The sequence below is a fragment of the Wujia sp. genome (genome assembly GCF_056872695.1).
The window spans coordinates 151,954-169,265 of the sequence record NZ_DBMFCD010000004.1; the positions used below are offsets into that span (position 1 = coordinate 151,954).

A 17,312-nucleotide genomic window follows, 5' to 3' on the forward strand; every position below is an offset into this window, starting at 1 on the left:
AACTGCCACCGCTTTATCTTTATTTTTTTAATTTAGAGGATTTAAACTTTCTTAGATTCAATACATCACATACGATTTCCAATAATAGAATTTTCCATGCTGATCACGCTCAGAGTTTTTTGCAAATAATATTCCCATTAGAAAAAGGCTGCCGCTTCGCGACAACCCTTTCCCGTGTAGACAGGTTTGATATTACATAGCCTTTTTGTAAAGGGCTACGATATCCTTCTTCATAGAGCGGCGTGGGTTCACCATGATATTTCCGCTCTTCATGGCATCATCTGCCATGACATCAATCTTGTCCTCCGTCACTCCTACTTCCGCAAGGGTTGCAGGAATCGAAAGACTATCATTCAACGCTCTGATTGCATCCACCAACATGTCTGGTGTAAAGTTCTCATCGCTTCTGTGTGTCTCACTCACATATTCATAAATCTTCTTATATTTACCTTTATCGGCAAGCTTGTTGTAATCCAGAATCGTCGGAAGCAGAATGGCATTTGCCACGCCATGCGGTACATCAAAATACGCACTGACCGGATGACTCATTGCATGTACGTTGCCAAGTCTCGCCCAGGAGAATGCAATACCTGCGAATAACGAACCAATCAGCATATCGCTGGCTGCATCGACATCCGTACGATTTGCCACATAAGCTCGAATCGAACGACCGATCAATTCCATTGCCTTCTCGGACATTGCCTCCGAAAATGGCGAAGCATCCGTCGAGATATACGACTCACACGCATGGATAAACGCGTCCATGCCACACGCCGCAGCGACCGAAGCCGGTGCTGTTGCAATTAAATCCGGATCCAAAATCGCATACTTCGGAATCAGTTCATAGCTAAATACCGTCAGCTTATAATTCCGGCTGTGATCGGTGATAACTGAAAATGCAGTCACCTCAGAACCGGTACCCGCGGTCGTTGGAATCGCAATCTGCGGAACGATCGGTCCCGGCACTTTGCCGCCACCCTCGTATTCTGTGATGCTTCCGCCGTATCTGGCAACAACTCCGACTGCCTTTGCCACATCCATTGGAGAACCGCCACCGAATGCCACGATAAAGTCCGCACCGCATTCCTTGTACAGCTTTGCAGCCTTTTCAACTGTCTCAACCGAAGGATTTCCCTCTGTCTCGGTAAATGCATCCGCCGGAATCCCAACCTCTGCCAGAGACTGTTTACATACATCCACCAATCCCATCTTATTCAGATGGGGGCCGGAAATAATAAGCGCATGTTTTCCCTGCAGCGACTTCGCGCATTTACCTAATTTCTTAATAGAACCTGCGCCGACAATAATATCCTGCGGCACCGAAAAATTAAAATTCTGCAATCTAATTCACCTTACCTTTATTTTGAAAGTGCCTTCACTGTCTCTTCCAGAATTGCATATGCCTTGTCACAATCCACTCTGCTAGCGATCAGTGGTGGAACCATACGGATTGTGTGTCCACCGATGGCTGTGATCAGAAGCTTTCTGTCGAACGCGCCATGCTTCACATCGACAGCATCAATCGTATCATCAAACTCCACACCGATCATCAGTCCCATACCACGGACTTCCTTCACATGTGGAAGATTCTTCAGCTTATCCATGAAATATGCACCAACTTCCTTTGCATTGCCTGCAAGGTCGCGGTCAAGAAGCTCGTTTACTTCCGCATAAGCGGCTGCGCAGCTGACCGGATGTCCGCCAAAGGTTGTACCATGGGAACCCGGTGTAAATGCGGTTGCAACTTCAGCAGTTGCACAGATGGCACCGATCGGCATACCGCCACCAAGTCCCTTCGCCATAGAGACAATATCCGGCTTAATGCCATAGTTCATGTAGCACATCGGCTGACCGGTTCTGCACCATCCGGTCTGTACCTCATCAATCAAAAGCAGCATATTGTTCTCATCACAGAACTTACGAAGTCCTGTCATAAACTCGTAGGTTGCAGGATGGACACCACCTTCACCCTGAATCGGCTCGATCATGATTGCGATCGTATTCTCGGTACAAGCATCCTTGAACGCCTGCAGATCATTGTATGGTGCATAAGAGAAACCATATGTCATCGGTCCAAATCCTACCTGACAGCCATTGCCCGGCTGACCGGTTGCAGACATCGCACCAAACGTTCTACCGTGGAAGCCCATCTTCGCAGTTACGATATGGTAACGATTTGGTCCATAATGCTCGATACCGTATTTTCTTGCCATCTTGATCATAGCTTCGTTTGCTTCTGTACCGGAGTTCTGGTAGAAGATCTTATCCATGCCGATGGTTGTACAGACCTTCTCAGCAAGCAGAGCCTGCGGAATTGTGTACGGATAGTTGAATGTATGCATGATATCATCGACTTGATCCTTGACGGCTGCAACAACCTTCGGGTTTCTGCTTCCCGCATTATTTACGGCGATACCTGCATAGAAATCCAGATACGGAGTTCCTTTTTCATCGTACATGTACATGCCCTCGGCTGTCTCTGCCAAGAAATCAAAACGCTCGTATGTATCGATCATGTACTTGCTTACCTTATCCTTGATGTCCTGCTTTGTTAATCCAAGATCCTTTAATTTCATAATAAACGCCTCCTAAATATATAAAATGTTTTCGTTACTTTATAATTCCTTTGATCTTCATGTAATCCTTGATCAGCTTCACGCTGTCCTCGATCCCGACCTTCTCACTATTGATCGTCAGATCGTAGTTAACCGGATTCGTCCAGTAATTTCCATGTGTATAATACTTATAATAATCCGCACGGAACTTATCCGTATGCACGATTGTCGCTGTCGCAACATCCTCGGTCACGCCCATATGTTCCATCGTCCGCTTCACACAGAAATCACGCGGTGCTTCTATATAGATACTTACGATATTCGGTCTTCCCCGCAGAATGTAATCCGCACATTTTCCAACGATGACACACGATTCGGTATCCGCTAAGTTCTCAATAATCTGCTTCTGATACTCAAACAGCTTATCATCGGACACGAATTTCTCGTTCCGGCTGATATAGCTTTTCGCACGCGGCAGGCCTTTCAAGAAGCTTGAGAAACCACCATTCGAACGCACCTTCTCATTGACCTCCTGAAATAACTTCTCATCGAGTCCGCTCATCTGTGACGCCAGTGTCAGGATTCGGTTTTCGTAGCAATGGATGCCAAGCTCCTTCGCAAGCTTCGATGCGATTTCCTTTCCGCCGGTACCAAAGCCTCTTGCAAAAGTAACAACATAATTTTCCATATTTTTCCCTCACAATCTATCTACACTTTTTAAAACCATTTTCAAGCAAGGTTGTTATGCGATGAATCTGCTTAAGAACTCTCTGCTTCGATCGTTCTTCGGATTCGTGAAGAACTCCTCCGGCGGAGCATCTTCTACCACATAGCCTTTATCCATGAACAGCACACGGGACGATACATTCTTTGCGAAATCCATCTCATGTGTCACAATCAGCATTGTAAGCCCGGAGCTTGCTAGTTCCTTCATAACGTTCAATACTTCACCGACCATCTCCGGGTCAAGCGCGGATGTCGGCTCATCGAACAACAGCACCTCCGGATTCATACAAAGTCCTCTGGCGATTGCCACACGCTGCTTCTGTCCACCGGATAACTGCTCCGGTCTGGCATTGATGTATGGTGCCATACCAACCTCTTTTAGATGCTTGATTGCACGGTCAAACGCCTCTTCCTTTGATACATGCAAAACCTTTCTTGCACCCTCCATGCAGTTTTCCAGCACTGTCATATTGTTAAACAAGTTAAATGACTGGAACACCATACCTACTTTGGAACGAAACTCGTTAATCTCCTTCTGGACATTCCGGATTTCCTTGCCATGGTACAACACCTGTCCACTCGTCTGTGTCTCCAGCTTGTTGACACATCGAAGCAATGTAGATTTTCCGGAGCCGGACGAGCCAAGGATACAGATTACTTCCCCTTTTTTTACTTCGAAATCAATCTTTCGCAAAACCTCATGATCACCGAAGGATTTGCTTAAGTCTTTTACTTCAATAATACTTTCTTCATTATTTTTACCCATAAGCGCACCTCCTACTGTTTGTCTTCCATATATTCTACGGCAAGCACATAATCTTTTTTGCCCGCCATCTTTTTCTCAATAAACAAGAACAACCGGTTAAATGCCACACAAAGCACCAGATAAATCAATGCAATTACAAGATATGATTCAAAGTACTTGTAATACGTACCACCAACGGTTTTTGCCTGCATGAACAATTCCTGAATACCGATTACATTCAACACAGATGTCATCTTCAGGTTTGTCAGAAATGTGTTTGCCATCTCCGGTATAATATTCTTGAACGCCTGTGGTAATATGATGTAAAACATTGCCTGCATCGGCGACATTCCCATTGCCAGGGCGCCTTCACGCTGACCGACATCAATGGATTTGATACCGGCACGCACTGTTTCTGACATATATGCACCTGTATTTAATACGGTTACGAGAATACCTGCAACAATCGGGTTGATATTCACACCACCCTGACGGAGGCCGAAATATACGATCATCGCCTGTACGATCATTGGTGTTCCTCGGAACAACTCTACATATAAGAAACAAATAAATTTGAAGAATTTGATAATTCCCTTTTTAACCGGATTATCTTCTTTGTGAATTTTGATATCTCCAACAATACCCACAATGTAACCAAGTATGAAACCTACGATCGTGCCGATCACAGACACATACAGGGTAATCCATGTTCCCTGTAAGAACATGCTCGAATACTTCTCGGCAAGAAATGCCATCCATTCAAAGATATTGCTTGGGGACGATAAACTTAAAATAGTTCCCATATGATTTCCTCCTGTCCTACACGTTTTTTATAATTCCCCCGCAGCCTGAAATCACGAAAGGCTGCGGGAGGATTTTACAACACTATATTTATTATGTACGTAGCAAGCTGCTTACGAATCATCCCCGTCCGGGAGCTGATTTTTAGTTAGCTGCCGGCTGCAAACTGATTGCATCTTCCATTGTCTTATCCATAGTATCCTTATCATTCCAGCCGATGGCATTCATTGCTTCCTGAACCTTATCACGAAGCTCTGTATCATCTTTTCTTGTTGCGATACATACATTTGTCATTTCCTCATCGCCCTGGAACTTATCATTCGGATCAAGATAGATGATTGCCAGATCATCGTTTGTCATAGCTGCCGATTCCGCTGTTGGTACATCGATGACACATACATCTGCGGTTCCGTTTGAAATTGCCATGAAGCACTCTGCTGTTGTTTCATAATTAGAACCAAGCTGTGCATCCGGTACCTGGTCAAGCAGGTTTACCCATCCGGTACCAAGCTGTGTCGTAAGTGTTACATTCTTGCCTGCCAGCTCCGAAAGACCTTTGATACTCTCCAGTCCGGATCCTTTCTTTACAACTAAGCAGTTATCTCTATAATAATATGGATCTGTAAATGAGTATGAAGCTTCTCTTTCTTTCGTACGTCCCATACCTGCGATAATCACATCATAATCACCTGCATCAAGTGACATTCCGATGGAATCCCATTCAACCTTATGTACTTCCAATGTCTTGCCCATCTGTTTTGCAAGTTTTTCTGCTACCATGACATCGTAGCCATATGCATACATGTTTGTTCCGTAGATTGGAACTGCCTTTTCACCATTTGCAAGTGCATCTGTTTCCTGTGACCAGTTGAATGGAGCATATGCACATTCCATTCCGACTCTCAATACGCTGTCATCTCCGGAGGAATCTTTTTTTCCACATCCGGTAAGGGATGTCAATGCTAACGTTGCCGCAAGTACCATGCTGATTAATTTTCTTTTCTTCATAAACATCATCCTCTCTTTCTTTTCACTTTTTCTTAATTTTCTTAAGTCATTTACCCTTGACTTGGGTGTATTATGTTCCTGTACCATTACTTTGTCAACATAGATTAAGAATTTCCTAATTTATTAAAAGTTTTTGAACATTGAGTTATTATATTTAGAAAAAAAAAAGGTTTTTCCTATTATTTTTATGCTTTGTCAGAGTTTTATCAAGTGTTGTTTTGCTTTTGCTTGTTTTTCATGCGTGCAATTGTATTTCTTGTTGTTTTTACAAAGTATCATTTTTTGTTTTGTTATTTTCTTTATCCATCGAACTTCCGTCTATTGCGGTCCTATCATCCCTATACTGAAATCGCATGCCTGTTAATTGTACAAAAAACAGCCGGGTAAATGATATGATGTCTGTCTACCTGACAGGTATCATATCATTTACCCGGCTGCTTCCCTATTGTTATGTATTTTAATATCGTATCGTATAATTCTTTTTTTCATCCGGCCAGTAGCACTGTTCCCGTACCGGACAAGCAAAACAATTTCTGGACTGCTTATCTGCATCATATAGCAGTGTTGCAAGAGATCCTGCCTGCTCACTCGGTGCTTTATGTCTGCCAATCGCATCACAGATTTCCACACATTCAGTCTCTGTATATCCACACGATAAAAGGATTGGACGTGCCAGATCCGCTCCCACCTCATGATGAGACTTCCCGGATGCATACTCCTCACATCTTCCGATATCATGCAGCAACGCCATTGCATAGATCACATCCTGCTGCAGCTTAAACCCCTGTTCCAAATTCTTTATATATCCGATTCTTGCTACATCCAGGCTATGCTCGATTCCATGCAGACAGAACACACGCGTGCGTTCCTGTTCCTCAATCCGACGCATATAAATCTGAAATTTCGGATGTGAGAGAATTCTATCTATTCGCTCCATTTTTTTCATCTCCGCTTTCTAATTGCAGATATTCTGCCAGAAAAGATAACGAACCGCTTACAAGAATTACATCCTCTTTTCCTGCCTGTTCTCTTGCCCTTTTCAGTGCATCGGCACCCGTATCCGCAAGTTGAACCGGTACCCCTTTTTCCTGCAGTAATGTTGCTAAGATTTCCTTTGGCAGACCGCGTGGCGTATCCGGTGTAATGACAACCGCTGCCGCCATCGTAGGTGCCAGAATCTCCACCATTTTTTCGTATTCCTTATCTTTCAGTACTCCTATTATATAGATTACCCTGCGGTTTGTAAAATACTTTTCCACCGATGCGCGCAAGTTTTCCCATGCCGCTGCATTATGTGCACCGTCTACATAGATATACGGATGTTCCGCAGTCTTCGTCATGCGTCCCGGCCATACAGTCTGTGCAACACCCTTATGTATCGCCGTCTCTTCTATATGTAGTATACGAAGTATCGTGATTGCAGTCTGCGCATTCGCAATCTGATGCTCTCCCAACAGTGAAATATGATATGGTTTTCTCCTGTCCCTGATATCCGCAGTCATATTGGTTTCATCCGGATTCGTTCCACAATCCACCAGATCCGTGCCATCCAGATTCATCTGCCCAACTTTCCAGTCTGAAGGGTTCACTTCTATATAAGAAGCATGTTGCTTGTCACACGTCTCCCGCAGCACCTTCGACACCTCCGGTACCTGCGGTGCGGAGATTACCGTCGTATAGGATTTGATGATGCCTGCTTTCTCCGTCGCAATCTTCGTCAGAGTATCGCCTAAGAACTGCATATGATCCATGCTGATCTGTGCAAATACACAAGCTTCCGGTTTTGCAAGCACATTTGTCGCATCCTCTCTTCCCCCCATGCCACATTCGAGCAATACATAGTCCACATGATTTCTTGCAAAATACAGAAATGCCACCGCTGTCTCAATCTCAAATGCAGTCGGACTGGCAAACCCATCCGTCTCCATCGTATCAATCACCATCGCAACTTCTGTAAGTAACTCCGCAAATTCCTCCTCTGACATATAATGTCTGTCCATCTGATATCGTTCGAGGTACGTCAGGATCGTCGGAGATATATACCGTCCCACATGATACCCTGCGACAAGCAGGCTCTCCTGTACAAACGCAAAAATAGAGCCCTTCCCATTTGTCCCGGCGATGTGCAGTGTCCTGCACGTATCCTGTGGATTGCCGAGTCTCCGTAAGAGCTCCTTTACCTGTGTCAGGCCGGGCACAATCCCCAGCCTGCCTTTTTCTTCAATATAATTTTGTGCTTCTTCGTAGTTCAATTATTTGTCTCCCTTATATTCTACATGCTGCACTGGCTTTGTAGAATCATCAATCGGACAAATCTCATATCCCTCATCCTTCAAAGTCTGGATCAAAGCCGGAAGTGCTTCGATCGTTGCATGATTGTTCTGCAGATCATGCATCAATATCACGGAATCACCCGCATTTGCATGTACATACCCAAGTATATTATCATTTAACTCATCCGGTGTCAAAGATGCATCCACGGCATCCCCCGACAGCGAATTCCAATCATAATAGACAATGCCCTCATCATGCAGATAGCCGATCAGATCCTGGATATCCACCTTGCTTACCTGATTGGAGCTTCCACCCGGGAACCGGTACAGATGTGTATCCACACCCGTCTGCTCCTGTATGTAATCGTGAATCTTCGTCACATCTTCTTCAAAGCTTTCCTGACTCGCATACACCTGATCATACACATGACTGTAAGAATGCATTCCGATTGAATGTCCTTCATCGACAATCCGCTTGTAATACTGCTGTGCTTCCTTATCATCATTGTAGACAACAAAGAAGGTTGCCTTCACATTGTTTTTCTTCAACACATCCAGTAGTTCTCCGGTGTAAGTACTTGGACCATCATCAAAAGTCAGGTACACCTTCTGTCCATTGTAGTAGGTCTGCTCCGGCACATCACTTTCCGCTTCGGTTGTTGCCTCTGCATCCTCCTTCTGTACACTGCTTCCATCCCCATTGTCTGTCAGGGCCACATGTACTCCTTCCGAACCTTTCCCCAGATCTCCATACGCCATCTGCTCACTCGTCATCGTCTCGGTTGATTCATCAATCAATCCAATGTTTGTACTGACCAGATTTTTTCCTTCCTCTACCCGGTCAACCAGATTTTCAATCCGGTGATCCAGCCGGTTCATCTTCACCATCAAAAACATACATAATGTAATCGGAATGGCACATACCACCAGGAATGTGACCATCAGCATTCTTTTAAAGCCTCGTACCTTCCGCTTTCGCAGATTCTCCTCTTCCATCTCTTGTGCTTCGGAAATTTCTTTTTCGTATTCAGTTAAAGTTTTTTTCTTGTCTTCCATAAAATTTTCCTTTACATTCTCTATATATTGTGGTACATTACCCATGTAATACAAATTACATTTTGCAGCCTTTAGACGTTTCCGAAAAAAAGGTTGCATTTTTTATATTATAAAATTCTACGAATTATGTCAAGTAAATTTTATTTTTTCTTAATCTTTTGTAATACTTTTGTAATATAATTCCCGCCACTTGCGGCCTTCCTCCTGCATACCCTGTGTCAGCTTTGCCAGCTCATCATATTGCTGTTTGTACCGCTGTTCCATATTTTTTACTGTTGATTTCAACCGCGACTCATAATCGTCCTGCATCTTCCGGATTGCTTCATTATAATTTCTGTCATTTTCTTTACATCGCTTTTCAAGTTCCTGCATCGTCTGTTCTTTACATAATATATACTCCGACAGACTTATGTCACCTAATCTGGAAACATCCACGGCAAATATCCGCGGCTTGTTTTCCGTTGCTAATTTATATAGAAGATAACTGACTTCACCATGCTGTAAAATCTCATAACGCTCAATCCGTCCTGTTCCGTGCACCAACCTCTGAACCTTCCTCTCCCCAAGTGGATTTATCACATACAGACTGTCCGTCCCATCTCCCGGATCTGTCATACGATACCATACATATAGCTGTGTCTGCTCTCCTGTGATCTGTGCGATCTGAACCTCCGAAATGCTCCCCCAAGCATCGCCCTTTACAAGAACCAGCCGTCCCTCCGCGAAAAGCTTATCCCACATTAAAACATTTTCTGTATTGACATATGCCACATAGATTTCATCCTCCCAGTGCAGACTTACACCACAGGAATGATAATCCCGGCACAAACTGCCCCATTGTACCGTCCTGCCAGCTCCAATTACCTGCGCCAGAATTTGATTTCCCTCCTCATAGAGTAAAATCCGTTTATCCCCTTTCCATCTATAAACTGCCTCCAAGTCTGCCTCCCAATTCTTTCTTTTACAAATATATTATAGAAACCGAACAAAAATGCATAATCTGAATATATTATTGTAAGCATATCTGAAAGGAAACGAACATGTCTAAATGCTGTGGCTGTAACAAAAAAGTCTTAAGCAATGCAGTTGCAAACAACACAGATTCCTGCGCATACAGCTTAACTGATACCTGTACCGATGTATGTGTAACACCGCAGTGTGGCGATCCAAAGCTGTTAACAGTGCTTGTTCCTGTCATCTACGACGAGATCGGAATCAATGTATGCCGGACAATTCCGCTTGCTACCCTGCTTGCAGATTATCCAACAACGGCATATATCCGGGCAGAGGTTACGAACATTACCTTTGCAACAGGAGCGGCGCCTTCCGTAACAATCAAGCCGATTGCAGGACGTCCAAACTGCTACGAGCTGACACTTACGAACCTGACCGTTGATTTTGTCATCTATGCCTACGACTGCTGCAAACGTCTGCTTGCAACACTCCCGGTTACAGGTGTTGTCTATCTTCCTTCGACAACTACGGATCCGGAATACGACGAAGATACCAACCCAACTTCTGTAACGATGCAGTTGTTCGCCCCTTATGGTGTCACTTATACCGATACGACGGCAGCAACACCAAACCTGAATTTTATCGGCTTCCTCTCCACCAATGGAACAGTGTCACAGGGACTCAATCTCATGGCGATGTCCAAGGTATTGAACTTCGATATTGCAAGCGCAGAAATGACGGTAGGGCTTACCTTGATCGTAAAATCAATCTACTATAACCAATACCGGATTCCTCACAACGGAAAAGCAATCGTATCCAAGGGCACACTGGCAGGTCCGGAGGATTCTGTCTGCATGAGCTTTGTAAGCGGAAGCCTCTTAGACCGGAACATCAAGCCATTGGAGCTTTGCAATCCGCTTGATCAAAAGCGAAACTGCGAAAGCTGTACCGGTTCTGATGACTGTACCTGTCTGACACCATCGGATTGAATTTCGAAAATTACCGGAAATTGGTAAAATAATCTCCTTATTTAGGTTCATACTATTTTTATAGAATGAAAACTAGATAAGGAGTGTTTTTATTATGAAAAAATTTAAGACAACTGCTGCGATTGTTGCAACTGCTATGATGCTTTCCATCTGTATGTGTGGATGTGGTACGGACGAGACGAGTAAAGACAACGCAACAACTTCTGAACAAACACAGATGACAACCGAAAATAACAACGCAACCGGTGGCAATGCTACCAATTCCAACGGTGTTGGAAACGGCATCAAAGATGCTGCAGACGGTGTCGGTGAAGGAGTAAAAGACGCTGCCGAGGGCGTCGGCGAGGGTGTCAAGGATGCTGCCGAGGGTGTTGGCAATGGTGTGAAAGATGCAGTTGACGGCGTGGAAGATGCTGTCGACGGAAATCAAAGCAAGCGATAACAACAAAGAAAAAGGTTCCGCCTGTGGTGCAGTTTCTACACTACAAACGGAACCTTGTTTTATTTTTTGTCATCCGGTTTTACCCGAAAAGATGGCTCAATCTTGTTCATCATACGATCATATTGTTCGTACATTTTCTGCACACTGTTTTCTAACAGATAATAATGCATGACATATGGAATCAACAACACCAGAAGTGCAAACACCAGTGCCACGATAATCAATGAGCCACTGAAATTCAAATATAAAATAGAAATCACGGTTGCAATCGCAAACAACGCCATTACAATCAGATGTACCTGCCGCTCATGTGCAAAAAAAGCAATCTGTATCAGATGTTTTTCTTTCTCATGCTCCCAGTCGACATCATCCTTCTCTAACAGTGCATCAATATATGCCAGATATTCGGTAATTCTCTTTTTCATCTTCCATTCCTCCTGCCAGTTTCTCTTATTTTCTAATTTATCTAAATCTCTTACACAGTTTCATTTATTTTTGTCTGTATCCTGCTGCCATCACTTTTCATTTATTATATCGCTGTCTGCATAAATATTCCATAGTCATATGTACATTTCCGTGCTATAATAAGGATGCATTTTTATGCATATACATAAGGAGGAAATTATGCCAGACAACAACGGAAATAATCAAAATAACAACGACGATGATGAATACGAAAAGTATTGCTATCTCTGTCGCAGACCGGAATCCGAGGCCGGTCCATTTATCCGGATGCCGGGAAATATGTATATCTGCAACGACTGTATGCAGAAAAGCTTCGACTCCTTTAACAATGGAGCGATGCAGTTTTTAGATCTTTCCAAGATGCCGAATATCAACATGTCGCAGTTCATGCCATTTGATGATATTCCAACTTCCCAGAAGGTCAAAAAGAAGAAAAAGCAGAAGGAAGAAAAAGAACAGAAACCGCTCACGATGGCGGATGTTCCAGCCCCTCACAAAATCAAAGCAATGCTCGATGAATATGTCGTAGGACAGGAATATGCGAAGCGTGCCATGTCTGTTGCGGTATACAATCATTACAAGCGTGTGATCACAGACACGATGGACGACATCGAGATTGAAAAATCCAACATGCTGATGCTCGGTCCAACCGGATGCGGTAAGACGTATCTGGTTCAGACGATTGCGAAAATCTTACAGGTTCCACTCGCCATCACCGATGCTACCACGTTGACAGAAGCTGGTTATATCGGAGATGACGTAGAGAGCATCCTCTCCAAGCTTCTTGCCGTCGCAGATAACGATGTTGAGAAAGCGGAACGCGGAATCGTCTTTATCGATGAAATCGACAAGATTGCGAAGAAGAAGGAAACGCGCAGCCGTGATGTCAGCGGTGAATCTGTACAGCAGGGACTTCTGAAGATCTTAGAAGGTGCCGAAGTTGAGGTACCTGTTGGTTCCGGCAGCAAGAACGCCATGACACCGATGACGACGATGAATACGCGAAATATCTTATTTATCTGCGGTGGTGCATTCCCAGATATCGAGGACATCATCAAACAGCGTCTGAACAAGCAGTCTTCTATGGGCTTTGCAGCAGACCTGAAAGATAAATATGACAAAAACGATAATCTGATCAAGGAAGTGACAACCGAGGATCTGCGTGAATTCGGTATGATTCCTGAATTTCTTGGTCGTCTCCCAGTACTTTTCACTCTGGATGCACTGGACAAAGACATGTACATCAAGATTTTAAAGGAACCAAAAAATGCAATTCTGAAGCAGTACAAGAAACTGCTTGCCTTGGATGAGGTAGATCTCGAATTCGATGACAGTGCCTACGAAGCAATTGCAGAAAAAGCAATGGAGAAAAAAACCGGTGCCCGTGCACTCCGTGCAATCATCGAGAAATTTATGATGGATATTATGTATGAGATTCCGCGCGACGACAATATCGGTCGTGTCACCATCACCGGCGATTATATCAATGGCAAGGGCGCACCGATCATCGAATTACGTGGTACCAATATTTAAACAACAGGACAGGAGGTATCAAGATGAAAAAAGTGGAAGTGATCATCCGACCTGAGAAGCTGGATGACATGAAAGAGATTTTGGATGAATGCAGCACAACCGGAGCTATGGTCAGCAACATCATGGGCTACGGCAACCAAAAGGGATATAAATCCCAGCATCACAACGGCGATTATTTTGTAAATCTGCTTCCAAAACTGAAGGTTGAGACGGTTGTCTCCGATGATGTATGTGAGAAATTAATTTCCATGATTACAGAACGTATCCCAACCGGAAGTTATGGAGATGGCAAAATATTTGTATATAATATAGAAGATGCTGTACGTATTCGTACCGGCGAGCGCGGAGATGATGCTCTATGATAACTGCGATTATCGCACATCGTGGTGCTTCAGCACTCGCTACCCATGAAAATACATTAGAATCGTTCCAGATTGCAATCAACCTACAGGCAGATTTTGCAGAGTTCGATATTCGAAGAACCAGAGATCATCAGATGATCGTATTTCATAACCCGGACTTAAATGGCACAGATATCCGGCAGCTTACCTATGACGAGATCTGCAAGGTCACGGGGACGCACGGTTACAGGGTTCCTCTTTTGCAGGAGGTTCTTGAGTTGTGCCGTGGCAAAATCAAGCTGGATATTGAGTTAAAGGAGACCGGATATGAACAGAGAGTGATTGATCTGGTGGAACGTTATTATGATTATCCTGATTATATGATGAAATCGTTTATCGACCATTCAGTGCTCCGCATCAAAGAGATTGATCCGAACATCAAAGCAGGTTTATTGATTGGAACACCGCGCAACACGATTGTCCATCGTTTAAACGAATATTTTCCTCTTCACCGGCTGCATATGTGCAAGGCAGATTTCATTTCACCACATTTCCAGTTTGTGACACGGGAATTTCTCCTGCGCATGCATCTGCATCATAAAGAGGTTTACGCATGGACAGTCAATGATATTGCAAAGATGAGCAAGCTGATTCACAAAGGTGTCGACGGAATCATTACCGACCGACCCGATTTTGGTTTGCAGGCACGCATGGCTTTTGAAGAATCAGACAAACAAAGACAGAAAGGATGAACAAGCATGAAATACAAAGTTGGATTTATTGGTTGTGGAAATATGGCAAGCGCCATTATCGGCGGATTGAAATCACACGCCAGTATCGACGCTTCTGAAATTATTGCAGCAGACGCTTCGCAAGCTGCTCGTGAAAAAGCAAAGGAAAACCTCGGCATCTGTACAACAGCATCAAACACAGAGGTTTCCACACAGGCAGATGTGTTATTCTTATCCGTAAAACCACAATATTATGAGACAGTGATTTCTGAGATTCAGCCGACGCTCCCGTCCGGACAGATCATTGTTACGATCGCACCCGGCAAGACACTTGCGTGGCTTGGCGAACGTCTCGGCGACGTAAAGATTGTCCGTACCATGCCAAATACACCAGCCCTTGTCGGAGAAGGAATCACCGGGGTCTGTAAGAACGATCTAGTCACAGAAGAAGAATTTACATATGTCTTAAAATTACTGAGCAGCTTTGGACTTGCTGAAGCTATCCCGGAATCCCTGATGGATGCCGTTGTCTCTGTCAGTGGCAGTTCTCCGGCTTATGTATTCCTGTTTATCGAAGCGATGGCAGATGCCGCAGTTGCCGATGGTATGCCACGGGCACAGGCTTATAAGTTTGCAGCACAGGCGGTACTCGGAAGTGCAAAGATGGTTTTAGAAACCGGAAAGCATCCGGCAGAGTTAAAAGATATGGTCTGCTCTCCTGCCGGAACAACGATTGAGGCAGTTCGTGTCTTAGAAGAAAAAGGCTTCCGCGGTGCGGTCATGGATGCCATGAAAGCATGCACTGCAAAAGCAAAGGGAATTTAGCCGCTTTCATCTTATATAAAAACATAAAAAAGAAGCACCCGATCAATATCATCGAGTGCTTCTTTTTTATGAAAGGTTTTGGGAATACAAATTATAATGAGAAAGAACCCTCTGTTCCATCTGCTGTATAGTATACCATGTTTGTCTCTGGCTGATAGTATACGTTCAACTCCTTGATGGCTTTCTTTCCACTTGCCTCTGCTGCCTTTGCCGCGATATCTTCTGTGGATACCTGACCACCCTGATACTCAACAAAAAGCTTTACAGCCTTAGGAGCTGCTGCCTTAGCTGGAGCTGTCTTCTTAGCAGGTGCTTTCTTAGCTGGAGCTGCTGCTTTCTTTGCCGGCTCTGCTTTCTTTGCAGGAGCTGCTGCCTTCTTTGCTTCTTCCTTTGCAGGAGCTACTGCCTTCTTTGCTGGCTCTGCTTTCTTAGCCGGAGCTGCTGCCTTCTTTACTTCTTCCTTTGCAGGTGCTGCTGCCTTTGCTGCTTCTACCTTTGCCATAGTTGCGTCAACTGTTGCTTTCTTTACTGCCATAATCCATTCCTCCGTAAAATTTGTATGTATATTTTCAGTATCACTATGTTGTCTTTTATTTCATTTGTTGACATGATATTACGCCACTTTCCTTGAATTTGCAAGGCTTTTTGGCATTTTCTTAAGTATTTACCAATGGATTTGCGCTTTCAAGAAAAAAAGAGGACATTTTGCACAATGAATTTCTATTGACTTTTGTCCCCGACAAGACTACTATAAACGACAGCTTTTATAGCATATTATTTATTATAAGAAAAGGAGTTCCTTCTATGTCTACGCAAAAAAGAAACATCTGGCTGGACAATGTAAAAGGATTTTTGATTATCTGTGTTGTCGCCGGGCATTTTTTAGAGAGCGGAATTGACTACCATTCCAATATGTGCAAATCTTTATTTTTATTTATTTACAGCTTTCACATGCCCTTATTTGTATTTGCAAGTGGTCTTATGTGTGAGCATGCAATCAAAACAAAGGAACGCTTCTGTAAAAAGCTTGCAAGCTTTGCTGGTCTGTTTGTTCTGTTAAAATTGCTGATTTTTCCATTCCAGCGCCTGAACAATCCTGATCTGACATTTTCACTTGTAAAAACAGACGGGGTTCCCTGGTATCTGTTTGCAATGTGCGTGTTTTATACTTGTGCCTACCTGCTTCGTAATATGGATAAGCGCAAGGTGTTCGCGATATCTTTCTTCATTGCACTGATGGCAGGCTATGACAACGGAATTGGGGATGTATTTGCATTTTCTCGCTGTCTTGTATTCTTCCCATGGTTCGTGCTCGGATGGATGAGCGACGTGAACAAATTAGAATTCCAGCTTCACAGGCGGAGCCTGCGGATACTCGCACCAATAATTGTACTTACATTTTTTATTCTCTGCCGCGTAAATATAGACAGTTTCTATATTTTCCGCCGTTTCTTCACCGGGCGGAGCTCCTATGAAGCTTTACTGGATGACGCAGGCGAAATCGGAATTTTGTTCCGGCTGTCCGCTTATATGATCACATTTATTATCGGTGTATGTATTATGAGTATCATTCCAAGGAGAAAGCTGTTCCATCTTGATGTCCTTGGAAAAGAATCGATGTCGATTTATTTTTTCCATCGTCCGGTTCTCTTCTATCTGGAATACGCGGAGACATATCCGTTCCTGTATCAGCATTTTCATGGATGGGCAAATATTTTATGGCTTATCATCGCGATAATTCTCGTAATCATACTTGCACAGCCACTGTTCGAAAAGCCTTTCAAAATCTATAATGCGTGGATTCAACAAAGGGTTCATGTTTCCTGAATCATCTTGTATCCGGTGAAACCTTATAGCAAAAGGCGGTC

At 43.8% G+C, this 17,312-nt stretch carries 19 protein-coding genes; 7 read left to right on the top strand and 12 right to left on the bottom strand.

Features of this window, described 5'->3' with window-relative positions:
• Positions 1-192: 192 nt before the first annotated feature.
• The 10 genes from ACZQK9_RS05780 to ACZQK9_RS05825 all read right to left on the bottom strand — a co-directional run bounded on the left by ACZQK9_RS05780 (position 193) and on the right by ACZQK9_RS05825 (position 10,103).
• Positions 193-1,341, bottom strand: a complete 1,149-nt coding sequence (locus ACZQK9_RS05780) for an iron-containing alcohol dehydrogenase (RefSeq protein ID WP_483269940.1) — start codon at positions 1,339-1,341, stop codon at positions 193-195.
• A 17-nt stretch (positions 1,342-1,358) separates the two neighbouring features.
• The gene (locus ACZQK9_RS05785; protein WP_483269941.1) at positions 1,359-2,576 is read right to left on the bottom strand and encodes an aspartate aminotransferase family protein; all 1,218 of its coding nucleotides are present in this window, start codon (positions 2,574-2,576) and stop codon (positions 1,359-1,361) included.
• 34 nt (positions 2,577-2,610) lie between these two features.
• Positions 2,611-3,243: a cytidylate kinase-like family protein gene (locus ACZQK9_RS05790; RefSeq protein ID WP_021985308.1), complete on the bottom strand. Its 633-nt coding sequence runs from the start codon at positions 3,241-3,243 to the stop codon at positions 2,611-2,613.
• 54 nt (positions 3,244-3,297) lie between these two features.
• The gene (locus ACZQK9_RS05795; RefSeq protein ID WP_483269942.1) at positions 3,298-4,047 is read right to left on the bottom strand and encodes an amino acid ABC transporter ATP-binding protein; all 750 of its coding nucleotides are present in this window, start codon (positions 4,045-4,047) and stop codon (positions 3,298-3,300) included.
• 11 nt (positions 4,048-4,058) lie between these two features.
• The gene (locus ACZQK9_RS05800; protein ID WP_483269943.1) at positions 4,059-4,829 is read right to left on the bottom strand and encodes an amino acid ABC transporter permease; all 771 of its coding nucleotides are present in this window, start codon (positions 4,827-4,829) and stop codon (positions 4,059-4,061) included.
• Positions 4,830-4,971: 142 nt separating this feature from the next.
• A complete protein-coding gene (locus ACZQK9_RS05805) occupies positions 4,972-5,835 on the bottom strand; it encodes a transporter substrate-binding domain-containing protein (protein ID WP_483269944.1) in 864 nt (287 codons plus the stop codon).
• Positions 5,836-6,292: 457 nt separating this feature from the next.
• Positions 6,293-6,772, bottom strand: coding sequence for an HD domain-containing protein (locus ACZQK9_RS05810; RefSeq protein ID WP_483269945.1), 480 nt, complete (start codon positions 6,770-6,772; stop codon positions 6,293-6,295).
• The gene (locus ACZQK9_RS05815) at positions 6,756-8,087 is read right to left on the bottom strand and encodes a bifunctional folylpolyglutamate synthase/dihydrofolate synthase (protein WP_483269946.1); all 1,332 of its coding nucleotides are present in this window, start codon (positions 8,085-8,087) and stop codon (positions 6,756-6,758) included. The genes ACZQK9_RS05810 and ACZQK9_RS05815 overlap by 17 nt, the downstream gene beginning before the upstream one ends.
• On the bottom strand, positions 8,088-9,164 hold the full coding sequence (locus ACZQK9_RS05820; RefSeq protein ID WP_483269947.1) for a polysaccharide deacetylase family protein: 1,077 nt from the start codon (positions 9,162-9,164) through the stop codon (positions 8,088-8,090).
• 150 nt (positions 9,165-9,314) lie between these two features.
• Positions 9,315-10,103 (bottom strand): hypothetical protein, encoded by a 789-nt coding sequence (locus tag ACZQK9_RS05825; protein WP_483269948.1) that lies wholly within the window; start codon positions 10,101-10,103, stop codon positions 9,315-9,317.
• 101 nt (positions 10,104-10,204) lie between these two features.
• Between ACZQK9_RS05825 and ACZQK9_RS05830 the strand changes: the two genes are divergently transcribed.
• Together ACZQK9_RS05830 and ACZQK9_RS05835 are read left to right on the top strand one after the other, a co-directional pair.
• On the top strand, positions 10,205-11,107 hold the full coding sequence (locus ACZQK9_RS05830) for a hypothetical protein (protein WP_483269949.1): 903 nt from the start codon (positions 10,205-10,207) through the stop codon (positions 11,105-11,107).
• A 94-nt stretch (positions 11,108-11,201) separates the two neighbouring features.
• Positions 11,202-11,549, top strand: a complete 348-nt coding sequence (locus ACZQK9_RS05835; protein WP_178018403.1) for a hypothetical protein — start codon at positions 11,202-11,204, stop codon at positions 11,547-11,549.
• Positions 11,550-11,608: 59 nt separating this feature from the next.
• Here the strand turns inward: ACZQK9_RS05835 and ACZQK9_RS05840 are convergent, their stop codons facing one another.
• Positions 11,609-11,974, bottom strand: a complete 366-nt coding sequence (locus ACZQK9_RS05840) for a hypothetical protein (RefSeq protein WP_483269950.1) — start codon at positions 11,972-11,974, stop codon at positions 11,609-11,611.
• 199 nt (positions 11,975-12,173) lie between these two features.
• Between ACZQK9_RS05840 and clpX the strand changes: the two genes are divergently transcribed.
• Genes clpX through proC form a run of 4 tightly spaced genes read left to right on the top strand, consistent with a single transcriptional unit; the run spans position 12,174 to position 15,444 of the window.
• Positions 12,174-13,547, top strand: coding sequence for an ATP-dependent Clp protease ATP-binding subunit ClpX (gene clpX / locus ACZQK9_RS05845; protein ID WP_178018405.1), 1,374 nt, complete (start codon positions 12,174-12,176; stop codon positions 13,545-13,547).
• Between the two features lie 23 nt (positions 13,548-13,570).
• Complete coding sequence (locus tag ACZQK9_RS05850; RefSeq protein ID WP_178018406.1) at positions 13,571-13,909, top strand: P-II family nitrogen regulator; 339 nt, start codon at positions 13,571-13,573, stop codon at positions 13,907-13,909.
• Entirely contained in the window at positions 13,906-14,640 is a 735-nt protein-coding gene (locus ACZQK9_RS05855; protein ID WP_483269951.1) for a glycerophosphodiester phosphodiesterase, read from the top strand. The genes ACZQK9_RS05850 and ACZQK9_RS05855 overlap by 4 nt, the downstream gene beginning before the upstream one ends.
• A gap of 6 nt (positions 14,641-14,646) precedes the next feature.
• Positions 14,647-15,444 (top strand): pyrroline-5-carboxylate reductase, encoded by a 798-nt coding sequence (proC, locus tag ACZQK9_RS05860; protein ID WP_483269952.1) that lies wholly within the window; start codon positions 14,647-14,649, stop codon positions 15,442-15,444.
• Positions 15,445-15,535: 91 nt separating this feature from the next.
• Here the strand turns inward: proC and ACZQK9_RS05865 are convergent, their stop codons facing one another.
• Positions 15,536-15,979, bottom strand: coding sequence for a DUF6465 family protein (locus ACZQK9_RS05865; protein WP_483269953.1), 444 nt, complete (start codon positions 15,977-15,979; stop codon positions 15,536-15,538).
• Between the two features lie 269 nt (positions 15,980-16,248).
• Here ACZQK9_RS05865 and ACZQK9_RS05870 point away from each other — a divergent pair, with 269 nt between their 5' ends.
• Entirely contained in the window at positions 16,249-17,271 is a 1,023-nt protein-coding gene (locus tag ACZQK9_RS05870) for an acyltransferase family protein (RefSeq protein WP_483269954.1), read from the top strand.
• The last annotated feature ends 41 nt before the right edge of the window (positions 17,272-17,312 follow it).